This window comes from Mesorhizobium sp. WSM4976, assembly GCF_029625685.1.
Classification (GTDB): domain Bacteria; phylum Pseudomonadota; class Alphaproteobacteria; order Rhizobiales; family Rhizobiaceae; genus Mesorhizobium.
The window spans coordinates 112,885-131,852 of record NZ_JARTVT010000002.1; the positions used below are offsets into that span (position 1 = coordinate 112,885).

Genomic DNA, 18,968 nt, shown 5'->3' on the forward strand with positions numbered 1-18,968 from the left:
GTGGAGTCGGAGCCGCTCACGAGCGAATGCCGGATCACAAGTCTCGCTCGACGATAGGGTCGATGCCAATCGCGGTTTCGCCACGGCTGAAGGCGACCGCCAGACGAAAACTGTGAGCGATGCGCAGCGCGCGATCCATGAAAAGGTTCGCAACCTCAGGCGGGCAAATGCGGCGCACAGTTGATCGAAACAACTTCAGCCAACGCCTGAAATGTGCCTCCCCGAGACCGACGATAGCCAGGTGAGGCGGCAGTGGCCGGCCTTCGTATCGGTGCGTCCGCAGCAGCGTCGAGGACCAGAAGTCACACATCTTCGCCAGATGCCGCGGCCAATCGTCGGGATCGATCCGGTCCTGGAAAATTGGGCCTAGAAGGTCGTCGCGGCGAATTTCGTCATAGAAACCGTGGACCACGCTGCGGATCATTGGTTCGTCGAGCATGTCCGGCAGGGGAACACCGTCGACGACGACCGTTCGCCTGCTTCGACTATCCTCGCTCATCTGCGTCTCCTAGAATTCCGGTGCGAGCGACCCATGCGCGCTCGCTCGTCGACGGATTCCACATAAAAGATATATCGTCAATCTATGTTATCATGGGACATGATCCATGAAGCAGAATCCGAAGCCGTAGCGCTGGTGCGGGCCGCGCGTTCGCGTTTCGTATGCGGGAACTAGGCATCGCTGTATTTCTTGGGCTCGATAGTGCCGAGGCCGACAGCGGAAGTCTGCGAATTGATGGAATATCCCGCGACAGGCTCGGTTTCGAGAATAGCCAGCACCTCATCGGCTGATGCCGCCCGGCGGATGCGCTCCCGAACCTCAGATGCCCGAAATAGACGGCACGTTCGCGAGAGGGCAGGGAGGAAGGCGGAAGTCGCGAAGCGCGGCCACGGCACAGCGTAGATGATATCGACAGGATCATCGTCGGGACCATCGAAATCGACGGGCTGGGCCAAGCGCGTCAAAGATGCGAGGGGCGAAGCGATCGTGTCGAGCAGGGCGTGAGGGATAGCGACGCCGCGACCGATCCCCGTCGAACCAAGACGCTCGCGGTCGAAAAGGCCCTGCAGAACCACCTGCTCGTCAAGCCCGCTTCTCCGCGCAATCCTGATCCCGATTTTTGACAAGGCGGACTGTCTTCCCTTTGTCACAAGGTCAAGCAAAATGTCTTCTTCTTCCAGGATGGGAGAGATCACCAGGGTCAACCTCAGTGTCGAAACGCTGTCGCAAATCGGCTTCAGTCGCCTGTCGGATCCGCACGTGGAACCAAGCGGAACGATGTCAGAATGCTGGCCGTCCCGGACGCGTTGCCAAGCCTTCTCGCGTCCGGGCTAACAACCCATTTTGAGGCGTCGCGGCTCTCGCCGGAAATCGAGGCGTACAATAATCATGACGATTCAAACGTAGTGAGAGATCCCCCGAAATCAAGTCAAGAGCAGGTCTGTAGCTAGCAGAAATAATGCACTGAAATCCCATTTAATTTCGTTTGACGAACAGGATTGTCTCCTGCTTGCTGGCTGAGCGCGAACAGGCCGTGCCAGCAACTAAATCGCTTTTTTGACGGTCTTCCTGATTTCGGCCATCGCGGTTCTGGTTCAACAAGGAGTCACCGTGGTGAAAAAGATTGCCCTCGCAGTTGTCGTGACGATGGCCAGTTCGTTTTGCGCTTTGGCAGCGAATGATGTCACCAAATCTCCACCAGCTGCTCCTTACGATCAGGTCAGCAAGCTTGTGAAATTGCCCGACTTCCTCCCGGGCATGGGCCAGCTCTTCGTTGACCCGACTACATTGCCGGCAGGTCCGTTCCTTGCCTACGACCACGATGGCAAGCTCGCCAGCACCATCTACATGCTGCCGATCAAGGAACTCAATCCGAACAAGCGTTTTGACAACCTCGCGGCCCCCGGAGGCAATGTCGATCATGTCGACGTCTACTACAATGCTGGCCACCCTGGGGTGCCAGAACCGCATGTCCACGTCGTACTGTGGCATGTCTCGGGCGCCGACGAAGCGAGGGTCGCCAAATGACACTCACGCGCCGTGAGATACTGGGCGCGGGCGGCGGCCTTGTCGCCGCCTTTTCGCTCTCCTCTGCGGCCGCGTGGGGCGGCGAGATGGTCGAAATCAAGATGCAAGGGCGCGACGACGGCTCGCACGTCTGGTTCGATCCGATCGGCATTCTGATCAAGCCTGGCCAGACGATCCGCTGGACCAATCTCAATCCTGGCAATTCGCACACGACGACAGCATATAATCCCGCAAACTTCGACCGACCGCTTCGCATGCCCAAGGCAGCCAAGTCGTGGGATTCCGACTACCTTCTGCCCGATGAAAGCTTCTCGGTCACCTTCACTGAGCAAGGGGTCTATGACTATTATTGTATCCCGCATGAGCATGCCGGAATGGTCGGCCGGATTATTGTCGGCGAACCCAAGACGCATGGCTGGACTGAGCTCGCCAGGGCGGATGGCGATCTTCCAGAGGAGGCTCTCAAGGCGTTTCCAGCGGTCGAAGACATCATGGCGAAGGGGGTCGTTCGGCGCGCTTAGGCCATGGATAAGAGATACAACCATCAGCAACGGGAGAACTGATTGCGACGATGCGGGTAGGAGCGCGAGTTTCTGGCCGCGTCAGTTATCGGTCGATTGAGGGTGACCCTTCATGACAGGCAATGTTTTTCAGCCCGGGACTCAGCCACGGTTGGAGATGGAGCACGTAGAGAACGCCCACACATCGGCGATGCCTCCCGATGCCCGAACCGCTGCCCAGCAACGTGAGCGTGCGACACGCCGGCTTGCCGCCATGGGTGAGATGACTGGCGGCATTGCCCATGATTTCAGAAACCTTCTGGCAGTAATCGAATCCGGCTTGAGGCTTGCCGAGAAACGAACCGACGAGCCCGAGAGAGTGCGGGCCTATATTGCAGCGGCGCGGGAAGGAATCGCTCGAGGGATCGAGCTGACCTCGCAGCTGCTCGCCTTCGCAAAGCATCAGGAGCTCGATGCCCACGCCGGCGACTTGAATGAGTTCCTCAGGTCTTTCGAGCCTTTCCTCCGGTATGGCGCGGGACCAGACGCCAGCGTCAAGCTCGAACTTGGTTCCGATATCCCGCGCTGCCTGATCGATCCCGCGTTTTTAGACGCAGCCGTGCTCAATCTAGTCATCAATGCGCGCGACGCCATGCCAAATGGTGGCGAGATACGGGTCATCACCGGGCGATGGGTTCAGGCGACCGCGTCACCTGATCCGCACGGGCCGGGAACCTACGCATACGTTCGCGTCAAGGACAATGGTTGCGGCATGCCTTCGGAGGTTCTGAAAAGGGCATTCGATCCCTTCTTCACGACAAAGGGCGAGAAGGGCACGGGAATAGGACTGTCGCACGTGCAGGCATTGGCGCAGATGGTTGGCGGCCAGATCCGCATCGCCAGCGAGCAAGGCGTAGGAACGACGGTCGACCTCCTGTTCCCATCAATCCAACAGGCTACTTAGGCGTCGACAAGGAATCCTGCGCTTTGATGTCGCTTGCAACGGAATGCAGCCCTGCCAGGGCAGGGCCCATTACCGTCTCGTCCGCAGTCGCGGATTGCACCGCATAGACAGGATATGAGAACTGCGGCATTTCGGGCACGAGGTGCAGTCGGCCGGCTTCTATGTGAGGCTGCACTGAGCTCATTCTGAAGTACCCGGAACCGCCGGCTGCCAGAACATAGTTCAGCGCGAGCGGACCGAGATCGAAAGAAAGGTCCGGCGCAACGCTTGGGAAATTCATCCCGTGATGAAGTCCAAAATCCGGACCCCAATCCATATAAATATAATCGGATTCGTCGAGGGGCCGCACTTCGGAGTTGGTCGTCACGAGTACTAGTTTTTCCTCCAGAAGGAGATCGATCTTCAAACCCGGCCTGTGGGGGGGCGCGTACATGATAGCCAAGTCGACCATTCCTGAGGCGACCTGATTGATCAAATCCTGCGGCACATCGACGTGTACGCGAAGCGCAATATCCTGAAGGGAACGGCGCATCCATCGGACCCAATCGAGCAGGAAGGGTTGTGCAAGGCTGACCTCGCTGCCGACTGTAAGAACGGCCCGGCGTCCCGGGGGCACGGCAACCTGGTGAAGGGTGCGTTGCCAAAGCTGCACGAACATCGGGGCGTGGCGCAGAAACTGCTCGCCGGCAGGCGTGAGGGAAGCTCCACCCTTGTGGCGGACAAAAAGCGGACGGCCCAACTGCTGCTCGAGGTTGCGGATTCGCGCGCTTACGGTCGTCTGGGCAACGTTCAAGCGCTCCGAAGCCCGAATGAAGCTCCCTGTCGAAACGATCTCGATAAAAGTGCGGGCGAGTTCAATATCCATGGCCGCTAATAGCATAAAAATTGCGCTTAAATGTCAATGAATTTCGTTTGCCACATAGCAAGTTGGAATATTAGGCTCTTCAAATACTCACCGGATTTGTGCTGAACGCGGCGCAGCGCCGGGATGGGGCGGGCATGGGCCTCTCCATCCTCACCCCTCGTTTGCCCGCAGCGTCACAGGAGCGATCATGACGAAGAGCGAGAAGAACCCCCAAGGCGATGTCGGACGTCGTGACTTTCTAAAACTGTTCGGCGCGGCTGGCGCGGCAGCGGGCACCCTGCCGTTTGGCGGAACCGCATCGGCGGACGAGATCGTGGCAGCTGCCGCCACGGACACGAAGCACCATCGCGCGGCCGAGCCTCATGCCCGAGACGGCGGCTACGAATTCTTCAACGTCGACGAATCCGCCTTCGTCGAGGCGGCGGTCGACACGCTCATTCCCAGCGATTCAACCGGCCCCGGTGCGAAGGAGCTAGGCGTGGCAACCTACATCGACCGGCAGATGGCCAGCGGATACGGCAAGGGCGACCGCCTCTATCTGGAAGGACCGTTTGGCGAGGGTTCACCCGAGCAGGGCTATCAATTGGCGATGACGCCCTCGGAGCTGATCCGGGCGGGCATCGCCGACGTCAACGCCCTCGTGCAGAAAAACCACAAGAGCAGCTTCGCCGTCCTTTCGGCAAAGGACCGCGCGGCGGTGATGGCCGACCTCGACGGCAAGAAGATTGAGCTTCCGACAGTGCCGACCACGATCTTCTTCGGGCTCCTTTTGCAGCTCACGATCGAGGGCTATTTCGCGGATCCGATGTACGGCGGGAACAAGGACGCGGCTGCCTGGAAGATGATTGGCTTCCCCGGTGCGGACGCCATGTACGCGGACAAGATCGAACCGTTCCGGAACAAGCCATACAAGGCCGAACCGAAGGGAATACAGGACCTCATCTAATCGACGGAAGAAGAAGGAGACTATGACATGGCCACCAAACTCAACTCTGTCGATATCCTGATTGTCGGTCTCGGGTGGACCGGCGGCATCATTGCCAAGGAGCTTGCGTCTACCAAGCTGAAGATCGTCGCCCTGGAGCGGGGAGGCCCGCGTGACACCAATCCGGACTTCATCGACCCTGAAATCCATGACGAGCTGCGCTACGCCGCCCGCCACGACCTCATGCAGAACGTGCGGCGGGAAACCATCACGTTCCGCAACCGTGAATCGCAAACGGCGCTGCCTATGCGCCAGCTAGGCTCATTCCTGCCCGGCCAGGGGGTTGGCGGCGCCGGCGTGCATTGGAATGGCGTGACCTGGCGCTGGCTCGAATGGGATCACCAGGCGCGCACCCGGACCGTCGACAAGTACGGCGAGAAGATCATCCCCTCGGACATGCACCTGCAGGACTGGCCGATCACCTATGACGTTCTCGAACCCTATTACGACAAGTTCGAAAAGACCTGCGGCACCTCCGGCAAGGCAGGCAATCTCAACGGCAAGAAAATCGATGGCGGCAATATCTTCGAGGGCTCGCGAAAGGAAGAATACCCCAATCCGCCGATGACTGCCGCGCAGAGCATGGTGATGTTCGAGAAGGCGGCCCGCAATCTCGGCTATCATCCCTTTCCCAATCCCTCCTCCAACGCGTCGCGCGACTATGTCAATCCTGATGGCGTAGCCTTCGGCCAATGCCATTATTGTGGCTTTTGCGAGCGCTTCGGCTGTGAGGCGAATGCCAAGGCCAGCCCGCATTTCACCGTCATCTCGCTAGCGCTCAAGAACCCGAATTTCGAACTGCGCACCAATTCGATCGTGCTGAAGGTCAATCTAGACTCGACCCGCAAGAAGGCGGTCAGCGTCACCTATCTCGACGCACGAGGGCGCGAATTTGAACAGCCTGCCGACCTCATCATTTTGTCGGCCTATGCGCTCGGCAACGTCAACCTGCTGCTGCAGTCGGGGATTGGCGTGCCCTACGACCCTGCGACGGGGAAGGGAGTGGTCGGCCGCAACTATGCCTATCAGTGCGGCGGCGGGGCTACGGCCTTCTTCGACAGGAAGACTATCCTGAACCGCTTCATGGGTGCCGGCGCGCTCGGCACCTGCATGGATGATTTCAACGGCGACAACTATGATTTCGTGAAAGCTGGCTACATCGGCGGCGGCGGCATCAGTTGCAGCAACTCGGGCGCCCGGCCCATCCAGTCACATCCGACACCACACGGCACGCAGCGTTGGGGATCCGAGTGGAAGAAGGCGGTGGTCGACAATTATGACCACGCTGCCAGCGTGGGCAATCAAGGCGCTGTGATGGCCTATCGGCAGAACTATCTGAGCCTCGATCCGACCTATACCGACGTCTTCGGACGTCCTCTCATGAGGATGACGTTCGATTTCCAAGACAACGAGGTAAAGCAGATGAACGGTCAGGCCGACATCTGCGTGAAGATTGCCAAGGAGATGGGGGCGACCAAGGTCGATCGGAGCATTCCCCCCGTCCCGTATTCCATCGTGCCGTATCAGAGCACGCATAACACAGGCGGCGCAGTCTTCGGAGCCGATCCAAGCACCAGCGTGCTGAACAAGTACCTTCAGGTCTGGGATGTCCCGAACGTGTTCGTCACCGGCGCCTGCGTGTTTCCCCAGAACGCAGGCAAGAATCCGACGGGACCGGTAGGCGCTCTTGCCTACTGGGCGGCGGACGCGATCAAGAACCAGTATCTGAAAAACCCCGGCCCGCTGGTTCCCTCCTGAGACCACGCTGCCGGATCCGGATCCGAGATTCGGGTCCGGCAGGCGTGACAGGGTTTTCGACCCGACGGCCAACGCTCATTGGAAGAAGCGAACATGAACTCGACGATGCTTGGATTGGCGACCGCGCTGCTCGCCGCAGTAGGCTCGGCCCATGCGCAGGACGCATCCCCCGGCAACGCCGCAGCCGGCGCAACCGTCTTCAAGAGGTGCATGGCCTGCCACGCGGTTGGCCCCGATGCCAAGAACGGGGTGGGGCCTGTATTGAATGGTGTCGTCGGTCGTGCAGCCGGTACTTATCCGGGCTACGACTATTCCACGGCAAACAAGAATTCCGGTCTGACCTGGGATGAACCGACGCTGGCAACCTATCTGCACGCGCCGCGCAAACTTGTGCCCGGCACCAAGATGACATTTGCCGGCCTCAGCAAGGACCAGGATATCGCCGACGTGATCGCATATCTGAAACAGTTCAATGCCCAAGGCCAGAAGGTCGGCCCATGAAACAGTCGGCCAACCCGCCCTCTGCGAAAGCACAATCTTGACGAAGTTTCTCCTGCACAAGGGTCTGGGCTCTTCGACAGTCCATCAGATTGGCGACTACCTGCGCTGCCATGGCACGGGTCGTCACTGGATCGAGCGATACCGCGGCGACATCTTCGTGTTCGTATCGGATCAGGCAGACGAGGCGATCTTGAAAAAGGAGTTCCCGGGCCTACTGGATGCTGTCAACGACACGCCAACGAACGGGATACGACGTCGATGAGCGAAAGAATCTTAAGCGAGAGAGTAAAATTGAGACGGGCATATGAGAGCCCGGCGGCCGGCGACGGCAAGCGGGTGTTGGTCGACCGGCTTTGGCCGCGCGGGGTCAAGAAGACAGAAGCCGCTATCGACTATTGGATGAAGGAGCTAGCGCCAAGCACCGAGCTTCGGAAATGGTTCGGGCACGATCCAGCCCGCTGGGATGAATTCCGCCGGCGATATGCGGCGGAAGTCCATGAGCATCGCGATGAGCTCGACCAATTGCGCAACCTGATGCGGAATGATGCCGTCACGCTTGTCTACTCAGCTCATGACGAGGCCCACAACGATGCCGTCGTCCTTAGGGAGATTTTGCTGAGACATCGATAGAGACGCCACGCTGGCGCCTGCACATGCGACTGCCTCCAAGGACATAGGGCGTGCGATCACGAAAGCGGCAACAACTCATGTTCCCCGGGAACCACACCAAGGGAAATTCATCCAATCGTTGGGTGGGTCCGGTTGAGGAGAATAGCAATGAAATTCTTTGTCGATACCGCAGACATATCTGAAATTCGCGACCTTGCCGCCGCTGGGTTTCTCGACGGGGTGACTACGAATCCGTCCCTTATTGCAAAGGCCGGGCGTCCGATCACGGATGTGATAAAAGAGATTTGCCAGACAATCGACGGCCCCGTTTCAGCGGAAGTCACAGCGACCGACTTCGACGGCATGATCGCCGAGGGAAAGCGTTTGGCCAGCATTGCGGCCAACGTAGCCGTAAAGGTACCGTCCACGTGGGACGGGTTCAGGGCATGCCGGGCGCTCAGTCAGCTCGGACACAAGGTCAACGTCACGCTGTGCTTTTCCGCCAACCAGGCGCTGCTCGCAGCCAAAGCGGGTGCCACTTTCATTTCGCCGTTCGTCGGAAGGCTGGACGATCTTGGTCTGGATGGCATGGAAGCGATCCGGGAAATCCGCACGATCTACGACAACGACAAGTCGTTCACGACACAGATCCTCGCGTCTTCAATTCGTTCCCCTCTCCATGTCAAACAGGCAGCGATGGCAGGCGCCGATATCGCGACCATTCCGCCAGCAGTGCTCAGAAATCTCGCCAAACATCCGCTCACCGACAAGGGACTGACGTCCTTTCTTGCCGACTGGAGCAAGACGGGACAAGCGATCCTGTAAGCACGCGCGGCCCCCGTCGGCGAATATCATAAAAATTGCTCGCAATTGCCGATTAAATTCGTTTGCGTGATGGCTGAAGTAGCGAGAAACTGTCGCTGAATTCTGACGCTGTGACTAAGGAATTCCGGCTTCTCGACCGCAAAAGGCGTCTCCGATTCCTGAGCGACAAGGAGAGGGCAATGGCTCAAGACCAAAGTACTCCGACTGGACCGGATTTGAAGCAAGGTATCGCGCATGCCGATCTTCCCGACGGCGGCAAGCTGGTCGGCAGATGCGGCGACGACCAGGTGCTGCTGGTGCGTCGCGGAACCGAGGTGCTCGCCGTGGCGGCGTCCTGCACACACTACGGCGGGCCGCTCGTCGACGGCCTTGTGGTGGAGGACACCGTCCGCTGTCCTTGGCATCATGCGTGCTTCGATTTGCGCACGGGCGAGGCCCTGCGCGCGCCCGCCTTCAACCCACTCGCTTGCTGGGCAGTCGAGCAGAGGGACGGCCGTATATTCGTCGGCGAGAAATTGGAACGGAGCGGTCCGAAGCCACGCCCTGGAAGCTCCGGCAAGGTCCCCGAGAAAATCGTTATCATAGGCGGCGGCGCGGCGGGCTTCGCGGCGGCGGAAAGGCTACGGCGGGAGCAGTTCCAGGGCAGCATCGTCATGCTCAGCGACGACCGATCGCCGCCCGTCGACCGCCCGAACCTCTCCAAGGACTACCTTGCCGGAAAGGCCCCGGAGGAATGGATCCCGCTCCGCGGGGAGAAATTCTATTTCAAGAACAACATTGACCTGCGTCTCAATACAAAGGCCGTTGACATCGACCTGCGTTCCCACGAGGTGGTCCTCGCGGATGGAGGAAGGGTCCCCTATGACAGGCTGCTGATTGCAACGGGAGCCCAACCCGTCCGCCTGACCATCCCCGGCGCCGACCTGCCGCACGTTCACACGTTGCGCTCGTTTGCAGATTGCGAGGCGATCATCAAGCAGGCCGCCACGGCAAGCCGCGCGATCGTGCTCGGGGCCAGTTTCATCGGGCTCGAGGTTGCCGCGGCTTTACGCGCGCGCGACATCGAAGTGCATGTCGTCGCGCCGGAGAAACGGCCTATGGAGCGGGTGCTGGGTTCGCAGATGGGCGACTTCATCCGCGCCCTCCATGAAGAACATGGCGTCGTATTCCATCTCGAGGATACGGCGAGCAGCATCGAAGCCAAGATGGTAAATCTCAGCAGCGGCGGCGCCTTGTCGGCAGACTTCGTGGTCGTCGGCATCGGGGTGCGGCCGCGCACCGCACTTGCCGAAACTGCTGGGTTGGTCGTCGACCACGGCATCGTCGTGGATGCCTTCCTGGAAACGAGCGAGCCGCGGATATTCGCCGCCGGCGACATTGCGCGATGGCCAGATCCTCACAGCGGCGAGAACATTCGCGTCGAGCATTGGGCGGTTGCTGAGAGACAGGGGCAGACGGCCGCGCTCAACATGCTCGGACATGGCGAGAAATTCGTCGCGGTGCCCTTCTTCTGGAGCCAGCACTACGATGTTCCCATCAACTATGTCGGCCATGCCGGGCAATGGGACGAGATCGCGGCCGAAGGCGACATTGCTGCCAAGGACTGCCTGCTGCGCTTCAAGCGCAAGGGGCGCACGTTTGCCGTCGCTTCGATCTTCCGCGACATCGAGAGCCTGAAGGCGGAGGTCGAGATGGAGCGCCAGATAGCTACCTGACATGCCCTTTGCCACTCCAATCCGAGCAGGGCGCGGTCAGAGACGGCGAAGCGAATTTTTGTTGTGATGAAAGGAGCTCGACTATGTCCACAGTGCAGCAGGAACTTAACGCCACCATCGCTTTGCGCACTGCTTCGCTGGCCCAACATCATTCGAAGATCGTGATGTTCGTCGACGAGGTCGCCAAACAGTCGGCGAATGAGCCGCCGACCTCGGTTGAAATCTTCTCGGACAGTGGCCGCTGGTACTGCCGGGTTCGCCGGGGCGATCAAACGACCCGGCCGATGGGGCCCTATACCAAGCAACAGGCCGAGCGCGTCCAAGAGGCTCGGAGAATGTTGATCGCAAAAAGGGGAACCGCTCGGATCATGTTCGATTAAGCGCGAACCTCACGATCGCGCCGGTCGACGCACCATCTGATCTGATCCTTGGCTATCGAATTTCGAAAAGCCGTGGCCGGACCTGAAGGGCCGCCACGTTGCGAAGCCACGCCTGGCGGCAGGATGCCTGGCACTCTCGCCGCCGGCGCGGCATCGTCTCCAATCCTGGAAGGAAAATCCATGAGCTACAAGTCAATCGTTCTCAATCTCGATATCGACCGCGCCGCCGCTCCGGTTGTCAAGCTCGCAGTCGATCTGGCTCGGCGCTTCGACGCGCGACTGATCGGTCTCTCGGCTGCCGATGTCCCGCCGCCCGTGGTGATGGAAGGAGGCGTGGCCTTCGAAGGAGAGAGCATGATGCGTCAGCGCAAGAACATCGAGCGACGGCTTGAGAGCCTTCGCGCGGAGTTCGAAGGCCTTGCCGGCGCAGCGATCGATACCGAATGGCGCGGGGCTGTGGGCAATCCGACCCGCTTGCTGATTGGCGCGTCGCGCGTCGGCGACCTCATCGTCACAACGCCGCCCGATGGCGGCTCTCGTGGCGATGCCCATCGTTCCACCGATATCGGCAACGTGATTCTCCAAGCCGGACGGCCTGTACTTGTCGCGTCGGCCAACCAGGACAATTTCCGCATCGACAAGGTTCTAGTCGGATGGAAGGACACTCGGGAAGCCAGGCGCGCGGTTACCGATGCCATGCCTTTTCTGCAATTGGCCCAGGAGGTGCGTGTCGTTACGATCGACAATGACGCGACCGACGAAACCTGGAACAGCCTGGACGATGTCGTTGCCTCGCTTTCCTTTCACGGCGTAAAGGCCAAGGCTGAGGTGTTCCCGGAAAAATCCGACGGCAGGACGATCGCCGATGTGGCCGAGGCAATGCATGCGAATCTGGTCATATCCGGCGCGTACGGCCACAGCAGTTTCAGGGAGTGGATCTTCGGCGGGGCTACCCGTTCGCTGCTGCAAAATGATCGACTGAATCGGATCATGTCGAATTGATCATGACGCACAACTAGTGGGTGCGCCTTGTCAAAGGCTGACAAATTCGATCGTGTCGTCATGCGCTTGAGTGATCGGACACCGACCCAGCGTTGAAGCGGCTGTCGGGCAACATATCCAAAGAGCACCGATCTGCTATTCGCCCTCCGTGGCGATCAACATCCAATTCCGCCTCATTGACGGGATATGACAGGCAAACGTCCAGCTATCGATCACCTCGACGAGCTGCAGCGGATCGCCGGCGATGATCGCACTGTCGGCCGAGCGTGTGACACAGACCACTTCGGAGACGTACCGCACAACGATCTTTGCGGTGCCATCCTCCACGACAGCGTCAACGACCTTTGCCTCGCGCGTGCCGATGATGGTGAGTTGCAGCATCTCCTCCCGATCCCGGCGACCAGCGACTTCTTGCTCGAACACGTGAAACACTTCAGGCCCGACAAGGCACTTTAACGTCTGGATGTCACCTTCCGCATAGGCCCGCAGAACGGCTTCATAGGCCATCTTGGCGCCGTGCAGAAATTCAGTGAGATCGAACTGCGTGTCGATCTCTCGAAGAGCATCCAGGGGGCCGTCCCCGGGGTGTTTGATATCGCCGTCGCCCCGTGTCGGCGCAGCCGCCCGATTGGTCCTGCTGTCGTTCCAGCGCGACAGGAGTTGGCTCCAACCGCTCAGCATTGCCCAATAAAACGCGATCATCACGACGAGCAGGATTTGGCCGTTCGGATCTGTGGTCTCGTTCATGAACATTCCCTCCGACGGCTTGTCGAAGCGTGCAGCCCCTTGATGTGTTCAGTTGATGCGGGGCAGCTTTTCCCACTGATGGAAAGGCGGCGGCGAGGGCAGCTGCCATTCAAGCGTGGTCGCCCCAACGCCCCATGGATTGGCGGCAGCTTGACGTTTGCGGGCAAAGGCCTCGGCGACCATTATGAAGAAGACGATCAGTCCGGCCGTCGAGATGTAGGACCCGATCGACGCGACGAAATTCCAGCCGGCGAAAGCGTCGGGGTAGTCGGCGGTGCGGCGCGGCATGCCGGCCATGCCGAGAAAATGCTGCGGGAAGAAGACAAGGTTCACGCCGATGAACATTAGCCAGAAATGCAGCTTGCCCATCCTTTCATTGTACATGTAGCCGGTCATCTTCGGAAACCAGTAGTAGAAGCCTGCGAAAATGGCGAAGACGGCTCCCAGGGACAGCACATAGTGGAAGTGGGCGATCACGAAATAGGTGTCGTGCAACGAGCGGTCGATGCCGGGGCTGGCGACCATGATCCCGGTGACGCCGCCGATGGTGAAGAGCAGGATGAAGCCTGTCGCCCACAGCATCGGCGTCTTGAACTCGATCGACCCGCCCCACATCGTGGCCAGCCACGAGAACACCTTCACTCCCGTCGGAACGGCGATCACCATCGAGGCGAAGGCGAAGTAGCGCTGGCTGTCGACGGAGATGCCGGTCGTATACATGTGATGCGCCCAGACAACGAAACCGATCATGCCGATGGCCACCATCGCATAGGCCATGCCGATATAGCCGAAGATCGGCTTCTTGGCGAAGGTCGAGATGACGTGACTGATGATGCCGAAGCCGGGCAGGATCATGATGTAGACTTCGGGATGACCGAAGAACCAGAACAGGTGCTGGTAGAGGATCGGATCGCCGCCGCCGTCCGGGACGAAGAAAGTCGTGCCGAAGTTGCGATCCGTGAGCAGCATCGTGATCGCGCCGGCAAGCACCGGCAGCGACATGAGAAGCATGAAGGCCGTGACCAGCATCGACCAGGCGAACAGAGGCATCTTGTGCATCGTCATTCCCGGCGCGCGCATGTTGAAGATCGTCGTGATGAAATTGATCGCACCGAGGATAGATGATGCTCCTGCAAGGTGTATCGACAGAATGACGAGGTCGACCGCGGGGCCCGGCTGGCCGGAGGTCGAGAGCGGTGGATAAAGCGTCCAGCCGCCGCCGTGGCCGAGCGTGCCGGGCGCTCCCGGCACGAACATTGAGGTGATGAAGAGAATGAACGACGCCACCAGCAGCCAGAACGAGATGTTGTTCATGCGCGGAAACGCCATGTCCGGCGCGCCGATCATGATCGGCACCATCCAGTTGCCGAAGCCGCCGATCAGCGCCGGCATGAGGACGAAGAAGATCATGACCAGGCCGTGGGAACTGACGACGACATTGTAGGCCATCGGATTGCTGAATATCTGCAGGCCGGGCTCCTGAAGTTCCATCCGGATCAGCACCGAAAGTGCGGTGCCGAAGACCCCGGTCATGATCGAGAACAGAAGGTAAAGCGTCCCGATATCCTTGTGGTTGGTCGACCACAGCCACCTGACGAGAAACCGGGGCTTGTGATCGTCGAACGTTGTTGCTGGATTCGACATGGTGCTCTCCTGCCTTTCAATCAGGCATGCGGGATAGTTGCGACGATGGACGGCGTTCAGCCGCGGTCGCGATCGGGGAACCAGGCGCTGTCTTGTTCGTGTTTCAGTCGTCCGTGACGATCACGTCCATCGGAATGTCGTGAGGCTGCGGATGGATCGTTCGCAGCCGGCTTCCTGCGTAACCCACACCGACGACCAGCGGCCGCCGGTGCATCGCGGCAAGCGTCCTGTCGAAGAAGCCGCCGCCATATCCCAGGCGGTAGTTTGCTGCGTCGAAGCCGACCACCGGCGCGATCACGACGTCCGGCAAGACCGAGGGGCCGCGTGACGGAACCAGGATGTTCCACACGCCACGCTCAAGCGGGTCGCCCGGCCTCCAGACGCGGAATTCCAGGGGCCAGCCCTTCCTGATGACGACAGGAAGCGCGATCCGGCCGCCGCGTTCGATGATCTTGATCGCCCAGTTGCGAAGATCGGGTTCGCCGCGGAAGGGCCAATACCCGCTGACGATGCGCCCGCTGACCTTGCCGGTGGCAAGGTCCAGACGCGAAGCGATGCGGTCCGACTTGGCCTTCCTCTCCTCGACGTCGAGGGCCAGGCGCTCCTCGATCAGCCTCTGCCGCTCCGCCTTGCGCCAGCGCAGGATTTCGCTCCAGGATTCTGCTGGCTCCGAACGCCCGCCATACTCGGGTGAAAGCTCGTGCGCATAGCAGGGCGGGGATGCGTATTCGTGGATTTCAGGGTCGGGGTATCTCTTCTCGGCCATCGCCAGCTCCGTATCCGTGCGCCCCACACGTTTCCCGGAGCGTGCTCTGCAGAAAACAGGAAGGCAAACGGAATTAAATGCTGTAGCAGTGCAAAATTATTGCATTCATAGGAGGAGTCGGTGGACATCGATCGAGCGCGCACTTTCCTTGAAATCGTCCATTCGGGCAGTTTCCTGAAGGCTGCGGATCGCCTTCACGTGACCCAGACCACCGTGAGCGCGCGCATACGCACGCTGGAGGAAGAGCTTGGACGTCAGCTCTTCATCCGCAACCGTAACGGCGCGCAATTGACCCCGGCGGGCCGCGAGTTCGAGCGGTACGCGCAGTCGTTCGTGCAGATCTGGGAGCGGGCTCGCCATCAACTCGCGATCCCCTCGGGACGGACGAGCGTCGTGGCGCTGGGCGGCGAGCTGAGCCTCTGGAACCCGCTTCTGCTGGACTGGCTGGTCTGGATGAGGAAGGCGAGGCCGGAAATCGCCATCCAAGCACAGGTCGGGGTGCCGGACCAACTCATCGAGCAGCTCAGGACCGGGGTCCTTGATATCGCGGTGCTTTACGCGCCCAAGCTGCTCCCGGGCTTCAGGGTAGAGCTTCTCCTCGAGGAGCAACTCATCCTGGTCCGGACGACAGACACAGACGGAGAACCTGCGGACTCCAAGCACTATGTCTATGTCGACTGGGGGCCACTGTTTGCGGCCCAGCACGATGCCAGTTCCTCCGCCTTTGGCGAGCCGGGCCTTATGGTCGGCCTCGGTCCACTCGGTCTGAGCTACATCCTGCGCGCCGGTGGTATGGGATATTTCCGCAGGGGCGCCGCGGCTCCGCATATCGAGGCGGGGCAGCTGGAAGTGCTGGAGGGCGCGCCGGAATTCACCTACCCGGCCTATGCCGTCTATGCTGAAGCAAACGAGGCGCGAGCCGACGTGCAGGCGGCGCTACGCGGCCTGAAGCAAGTTGTGAAATGATCGTTCCTCCCAGGCGCGAAGCAACGTGGCTGGAAGGACGCATCGCCACGGATTGACCGAACATGCCTTATCCATTTTACACCATCGGCCACTCGACCCGGTCGATTGCCGAATTCGTTGCACTGCTGCAAGTTGGAGAAGTCGCCCTGGTGGTCGACATCAGGACCGTCAGACGATCGCGGGCCAATCCGCAATTCAACAGCGAAGTGCTTCCGGAAAGCCTGGCGGCGTTCGGCATCGGTTATGAACACATTGCCGAGCTTGGCGGCCTGCGCGGCAAGGCACACGACATTCCGCCAACGCTCAACGCATTCTGGATCAACCAGAGTTTTCACAACTACGCCGACTACGCGCTCTCCGCGGAGTTTCATGGCGGCTTGAACCGGCTTATGGCCCTCGGCAGGCAACGGCGGTGTGCCATCATGTGCTCGGAAACACTCTGGTGGCGCTGTCACCGGAGAATCGTGGCTGACTATCTGATCAGCCACGGCGAAACCGTTTTTCATCTGATGGGCCATGATAACGTGGAGTCGGCAAAACTCACCGACGGCGTGACGGCAAGGGTCGACGGGACGCTTGTCTACCCGCCTTCACAGCCTTCGGGATAGTCGGGTTCTCAGGCAGCCGACGGACCCGGGTCGTCGAACCCGGTGTCGAAGCCCGCCGCAACCCCGTTGCCAGGTTTGTCGCGCGGGTCATCGGAACGATGGACGACGCGCAGACCCGGCTCGCTCGGCCGCCGCGGTTCCGACGCTCCCGCGAGCTTCAGCCTCTCACGCCTTGCCGCTTCCGGTTGATAGACCACTTCATGCACGGTCAGTATCTCCAGGTGACCGCCCGCAGTCGGAATGGAGATCGACTGCCCCTCGGCCAGACCGAGCAACGCCAAGCCGCGCAGATTGGTTATGGGCAACAGCATGCCAACCAGGCCGCGCATCTGGTCATGTGCGATGATGCGGGTTTCGGCAGGGCCGTCGTTCACCCGATAGGCCACGCGGCTGTTGAGGGTCACGACGTTTGCCGGGATGTCATCCCTAAACATTACGACAGCGCTCGAAATCTTTCGTTGGAGAATAGCCCAGAAGGCTTCATCGCGCATTGGGTGGCGGTCTCTTAGCACCTCAAGAATGGTGAAGTCTTTGGTGGTCAGTTGGCAGCTATCGGTAGTGGACATGAAAAGTCTCCAGCCGGGCCAGTGAAAGGCGATCCGGCAATAAGAGTTGATCGGGTGGTATGGAAAGATCCCCTGCGCCGGACCGGCCCGGCCCAGGGGTCAGACTCCCGCGATCAGACTGCCTGCGTGATTGAGGAGACGGACGGAGACGCCCATGTCTAGAGGCTCGCCGCGACCGCTGGAGTGGCAGGCGTCAGGCGGCCGGAGCTATTTGTCTTGCGGGGCGGGATGGCTCACGCCAAGCACCAACAGTTCGTGCCTGCGCCCGTCTCGGGCGGTCCACATGATCGACTGTCCAGCCGAGAGGCCGATCAGGGCGGTGCCGATCGGTGTCAGGATTGAAACCTTGCCTGCAGAAATGTCGGCTTCACCTGGATAAACCAGCGTGACCGTTTTGCGATCGCCGGAGTCGGGCTTGAACGTCACAGTCGAGCCCATCCGGACAGTGCCGGAAGAGACCCAGCCATCGGCGACGACGCGCGCACGCTCGAGTTCCGCCAGGAGCTCGTCAGACGCTTCCGGGTTTCGTGCGGCGAACGTGCTCGCCAGCGCTGACAAACGCGCATGGTCGGACTGGGAGATCCGGATATTTGGCTTACGCCGGATTTTCAAGTTGTTCTGCATTCTAATGCCCTTGTTTATGTTGGCTCAGCCGCCATCAAAGATGGCGGGACAGGCGATTTCGGAAATTGATCGCAGCTGCTCCAAAGCCTTGGAGCCTGCTGACCATCACATGTCGACTTAGGTTTGCCCCTCGGCTCGGGGCGCATTGGCAGCCGGGCCGGGGGTTACGATCCCGCGATGGGGCAAACCCGGAAAAGAAAATCACGACGGATTTTGGCTGCGGTGTTCATATATGTATAGTTGGTGAAGTAATTCTCGAAGTCAAGGCGACCGACGACCGCCGGAACCCTGATGCTGACGCTCGATAATTTCCGGAGGGATATTGACGGACGGGTGCAGCATGGTGGAGCGACCAGGATGCCAAGCGCGAGCATCATCAACCGTGCTGAACGAAGAACAGGGAGCTGACAATGAAGATCCTTGCAACGACAGATTTTTCCACCCGTTCGCAACGGGCATTGCGGCGGGCCGGCGTCTTGGCCAGGGACATTGCCGCGGAAATTACCCTCCTCCACGTCGTCGATGACGACCAGCCCTCAGCCTTGGTCGATCTCGAAAAACGGGAGGCGCTCAAATATCTTGAAGAACAAATGGTCTCGATCGCCGAGTTGCAAGGGCTTAAATGTGATTCAGCGGTTGTTGCCGGCGATCCTTTCGACGGCATTTTGAAGGCGGCCGAGGCGCGTTCGATCGATCTCATTGTCATGGGGGCTCACCGCAAACAGCTGCTACGCGATATTTTTGTCGGAACGACCATTGAGCGTGTGATCCGTACGGGATCATACCCGGTGCTCATGGTGAATGCGGAGGTAGAACATTCATACAACCAGGTGATGGCCGCCGTCGACATGTCCATGCCGTCCGCGCGCGCATCAAGAAGGCGAAGGAAACTGGACTGATAGGCAACGCCAGTCTTT

At 59.9% G+C, this 18,968-nt stretch carries 23 protein-coding genes; 15 read left to right on the plus strand and 8 right to left on the minus strand.

Annotation, left to right across the window (positions count from 1 at the left end; genetic code table 11):
* Window positions 1-34 precede the first annotated feature (34 nt).
* Window positions 35-499 carry a group III truncated hemoglobin gene (locus P9272_RS02845; RefSeq protein WP_278158826.1) on the minus strand — a complete coding sequence of 155 codons (465 nt, stop codon included), beginning with the start codon at window positions 497-499 and terminating at the stop codon, window positions 35-37.
* Between the two features lie 170 nt (window positions 500-669).
* The gene (locus P9272_RS02850) at window positions 670-1,194 is read right to left on the minus strand and encodes a PTS sugar transporter subunit IIA (protein WP_278159219.1); all 525 of its coding nucleotides are present in this window, start codon (window positions 1,192-1,194) and stop codon (window positions 670-672) included.
* Window positions 1,195-1,612: 418 nt separating this feature from the next.
* On the opposite strand from P9272_RS02850, the gene P9272_RS02855 reads away from it, so the two are divergent.
* The 3 genes from P9272_RS02855 to P9272_RS02865 all read left to right on the plus strand — a co-directional run bounded on the left by P9272_RS02855 (window position 1,613) and on the right by P9272_RS02865 (window position 3,490).
* Window positions 1,613-2,026, plus strand: coding sequence for a DUF5602 domain-containing protein (locus P9272_RS02855; RefSeq protein ID WP_278158828.1), 414 nt, complete (start codon window positions 1,613-1,615; stop codon window positions 2,024-2,026).
* Window positions 2,023-2,547, plus strand: a complete 525-nt coding sequence (locus P9272_RS02860) for a plastocyanin/azurin family copper-binding protein (protein ID WP_278158830.1) — start codon at window positions 2,023-2,025, stop codon at window positions 2,545-2,547. The genes P9272_RS02855 and P9272_RS02860 overlap by 4 nt, the downstream gene beginning before the upstream one ends.
* A gap of 112 nt (window positions 2,548-2,659) precedes the next feature.
* Window positions 2,660-3,490, plus strand: a complete 831-nt coding sequence (locus P9272_RS02865; protein WP_278158832.1) for an ATP-binding protein — start codon at window positions 2,660-2,662, stop codon at window positions 3,488-3,490.
* On the opposite strand, the gene P9272_RS02870 is transcribed toward P9272_RS02865, so the two are convergent.
* Window positions 3,483-4,355, minus strand: coding sequence for a LysR family transcriptional regulator (locus P9272_RS02870; RefSeq protein ID WP_278158834.1), 873 nt, complete (start codon window positions 4,353-4,355; stop codon window positions 3,483-3,485). The genes P9272_RS02865 and P9272_RS02870 overlap by 8 nt on opposite strands.
* A gap of 187 nt (window positions 4,356-4,542) precedes the next feature.
* Here P9272_RS02870 and P9272_RS02875 point away from each other — a divergent pair, with 187 nt between their 5' ends.
* The 9 genes from P9272_RS02875 (at window position 4,543) to P9272_RS02915 (ending at window position 12,130) form a co-directional block, all read left to right on the plus strand.
* Window positions 4,543-5,301, plus strand: a complete 759-nt coding sequence (locus P9272_RS02875) for a gluconate 2-dehydrogenase subunit 3 family protein (protein WP_278158836.1) — start codon at window positions 4,543-4,545, stop codon at window positions 5,299-5,301.
* 27 nt (window positions 5,302-5,328) lie between these two features.
* Window positions 5,329-7,098 carry a GMC family oxidoreductase gene (locus tag P9272_RS02880; protein ID WP_278158838.1) on the plus strand — a complete coding sequence of 590 codons (1,770 nt, stop codon included), beginning with the start codon at window positions 5,329-5,331 and terminating at the stop codon, window positions 7,096-7,098.
* Window positions 7,099-7,191: 93 nt separating this feature from the next.
* Window positions 7,192-7,599: a cytochrome c family protein gene (locus P9272_RS02885; RefSeq protein ID WP_278158839.1), complete on the plus strand. Its 408-nt coding sequence runs from the start codon at window positions 7,192-7,194 to the stop codon at window positions 7,597-7,599.
* Window positions 7,600-7,636: 37 nt separating this feature from the next.
* Entirely contained in the window at window positions 7,637-7,861 is a 225-nt protein-coding gene (locus P9272_RS02890; protein ID WP_278158841.1) for a hypothetical protein, read from the plus strand.
* Window positions 7,858-8,229, plus strand: a complete 372-nt coding sequence (locus tag P9272_RS02895; protein ID WP_278158843.1) for a DUF488 family protein — start codon at window positions 7,858-7,860, stop codon at window positions 8,227-8,229. Before P9272_RS02890 ends, P9272_RS02895 begins: the two co-directional genes overlap by 4 nt.
* A gap of 147 nt (window positions 8,230-8,376) precedes the next feature.
* Window positions 8,377-9,033, plus strand: a complete 657-nt coding sequence (fsa, locus tag P9272_RS02900; RefSeq protein WP_278158844.1) for a fructose-6-phosphate aldolase — start codon at window positions 8,377-8,379, stop codon at window positions 9,031-9,033.
* 179 nt (window positions 9,034-9,212) lie between these two features.
* Window positions 9,213-10,748 (plus strand): FAD-dependent oxidoreductase, encoded by a 1,536-nt coding sequence (locus P9272_RS02905; protein ID WP_278158846.1) that lies wholly within the window; start codon window positions 9,213-9,215, stop codon window positions 10,746-10,748.
* 83 nt (window positions 10,749-10,831) lie between these two features.
* Window positions 10,832-11,128, plus strand: coding sequence for a hypothetical protein (locus tag P9272_RS02910; protein WP_278158848.1), 297 nt, complete (start codon window positions 10,832-10,834; stop codon window positions 11,126-11,128).
* 354 nt (window positions 11,129-11,482) lie between these two features.
* A complete protein-coding gene (locus tag P9272_RS02915) occupies window positions 11,483-12,130 on the plus strand; it encodes a universal stress protein (protein WP_278158850.1) in 648 nt (215 codons plus the stop codon).
* Window positions 12,131-12,265: 135 nt separating this feature from the next.
* Here P9272_RS02915 and P9272_RS02920 read toward each other — a convergent pair whose 3' ends face one another.
* The 3 genes from P9272_RS02920 to P9272_RS02930 all read right to left on the minus strand — a co-directional run bounded on the left by P9272_RS02920 (window position 12,266) and on the right by P9272_RS02930 (window position 15,287).
* Complete coding sequence (locus tag P9272_RS02920; RefSeq protein ID WP_278158852.1) at window positions 12,266-12,877, minus strand: Tim44/TimA family putative adaptor protein; 612 nt, start codon at window positions 12,875-12,877, stop codon at window positions 12,266-12,268.
* 48 nt (window positions 12,878-12,925) lie between these two features.
* Window positions 12,926-14,521, minus strand: a complete 1,596-nt coding sequence (ctaD, locus tag P9272_RS02925; protein WP_278158854.1) for a cytochrome c oxidase subunit I — start codon at window positions 14,519-14,521, stop codon at window positions 12,926-12,928.
* Window positions 14,522-14,624: 103 nt separating this feature from the next.
* Window positions 14,625-15,287: a 5-formyltetrahydrofolate cyclo-ligase gene (locus tag P9272_RS02930; protein WP_278158856.1), complete on the minus strand. Its 663-nt coding sequence runs from the start codon at window positions 15,285-15,287 to the stop codon at window positions 14,625-14,627.
* A 120-nt stretch (window positions 15,288-15,407) separates the two neighbouring features.
* Here P9272_RS02930 and P9272_RS02935 point away from each other — a divergent pair, with 120 nt between their 5' ends.
* Both P9272_RS02935 and P9272_RS02940 read left to right on the plus strand, forming a co-directional pair.
* Window positions 15,408-16,253: a LysR family transcriptional regulator gene (locus P9272_RS02935; protein ID WP_278158858.1), complete on the plus strand. Its 846-nt coding sequence runs from the start codon at window positions 15,408-15,410 to the stop codon at window positions 16,251-16,253.
* Window positions 16,254-16,315: 62 nt separating this feature from the next.
* Complete coding sequence (locus P9272_RS02940) at window positions 16,316-16,861, plus strand: DUF488 domain-containing protein (protein ID WP_278158860.1); 546 nt, start codon at window positions 16,316-16,318, stop codon at window positions 16,859-16,861.
* A gap of 8 nt (window positions 16,862-16,869) precedes the next feature.
* On the opposite strand, the gene P9272_RS02945 is transcribed toward P9272_RS02940, so the two are convergent.
* Both P9272_RS02945 and rnk read right to left on the minus strand, forming a co-directional pair.
* Window positions 16,870-17,427: a nucleoside-diphosphate kinase gene (locus tag P9272_RS02945; RefSeq protein ID WP_278158862.1), complete on the minus strand. Its 558-nt coding sequence runs from the start codon at window positions 17,425-17,427 to the stop codon at window positions 16,870-16,872.
* 207 nt (window positions 17,428-17,634) lie between these two features.
* On the minus strand, window positions 17,635-18,051 hold the full coding sequence (gene rnk / locus P9272_RS02950) for a nucleoside diphosphate kinase regulator (RefSeq protein ID WP_278158864.1): 417 nt from the start codon (window positions 18,049-18,051) through the stop codon (window positions 17,635-17,637).
* A gap of 410 nt (window positions 18,052-18,461) precedes the next feature.
* On the opposite strand from rnk, the gene P9272_RS02955 reads away from it, so the two are divergent.
* Window positions 18,462-18,950 carry a universal stress protein gene (locus tag P9272_RS02955; RefSeq protein WP_278158866.1) on the plus strand — a complete coding sequence of 163 codons (489 nt, stop codon included), beginning with the start codon at window positions 18,462-18,464 and terminating at the stop codon, window positions 18,948-18,950.
* The last annotated feature ends 18 nt before the right edge of the window (window positions 18,951-18,968 follow it).

Bases quoted from the DNA above. Each gene is read 5' to 3' on its own strand.
- P9272_RS02845 (WP_278158826.1), bottom strand. From the start codon at position 499: ATGAGCGAGGATAGTCGAAGCAGGCGAACGGTCGTCGTCGACGGTGTT.
- P9272_RS02860 (WP_278158830.1), top strand. From the start codon at position 2,023: ATGACACTCACGCGCCGTGAGATACTGGGCGCGGGCGGCGGCCTTGTC.
- P9272_RS02865 (WP_278158832.1), top strand. From the start codon at position 2,660: ATGACAGGCAATGTTTTTCAGCCCGGGACTCAGCCACGGTTGGAGATG.
- P9272_RS02870 (WP_278158834.1), bottom strand. From the start codon at position 4,355: ATGGATATTGAACTCGCCCGCACTTTTATCGAGATCGTTTCGACAGGG.
- P9272_RS02875 (WP_278158836.1), top strand. From the start codon at position 4,543: ATGACGAAGAGCGAGAAGAACCCCCAAGGCGATGTCGGACGTCGTGAC.
- P9272_RS02880 (WP_278158838.1), top strand. From the start codon at position 5,329: ATGGCCACCAAACTCAACTCTGTCGATATCCTGATTGTCGGTCTCGGG.
- P9272_RS02885 (WP_278158839.1), top strand. From the start codon at position 7,192: ATGAACTCGACGATGCTTGGATTGGCGACCGCGCTGCTCGCCGCAGTA.
- P9272_RS02895 (WP_278158843.1), top strand. From the start codon at position 7,858: ATGAGCGAAAGAATCTTAAGCGAGAGAGTAAAATTGAGACGGGCATAT.
- fsa (WP_278158844.1), top strand. From the start codon at position 8,377: ATGAAATTCTTTGTCGATACCGCAGACATATCTGAAATTCGCGACCTT.
- P9272_RS02905 (WP_278158846.1), top strand. From the start codon at position 9,213: ATGGCTCAAGACCAAAGTACTCCGACTGGACCGGATTTGAAGCAAGGT.
- P9272_RS02910 (WP_278158848.1), top strand. From the start codon at position 10,832: ATGTCCACAGTGCAGCAGGAACTTAACGCCACCATCGCTTTGCGCACT.
- P9272_RS02915 (WP_278158850.1), top strand. From the start codon at position 11,483: ATGATGCGTCAGCGCAAGAACATCGAGCGACGGCTTGAGAGCCTTCGC.
- P9272_RS02920 (WP_278158852.1), bottom strand. From the start codon at position 12,877: ATGAACGAGACCACAGATCCGAACGGCCAAATCCTGCTCGTCGTGATG.
- ctaD (WP_278158854.1), bottom strand. From the start codon at position 14,521: ATGTCGAATCCAGCAACAACGTTCGACGATCACAAGCCCCGGTTTCTC.
- P9272_RS02930 (WP_278158856.1), bottom strand. From the start codon at position 15,287: ATGGCCGAGAAGAGATACCCCGACCCTGAAATCCACGAATACGCATCC.
- P9272_RS02940 (WP_278158860.1), top strand. From the start codon at position 16,316: ATGCCTTATCCATTTTACACCATCGGCCACTCGACCCGGTCGATTGCC.
- P9272_RS02945 (WP_278158862.1), bottom strand. From the start codon at position 17,427: ATGTCCACTACCGATAGCTGCCAACTGACCACCAAAGACTTCACCATT.
- rnk (WP_278158864.1), bottom strand. From the start codon at position 18,051: ATGCAGAACAACTTGAAAATCCGGCGTAAGCCAAATATCCGGATCTCC.
- P9272_RS02955 (WP_278158866.1), top strand. From the start codon at position 18,462: ATGAAGATCCTTGCAACGACAGATTTTTCCACCCGTTCGCAACGGGCA.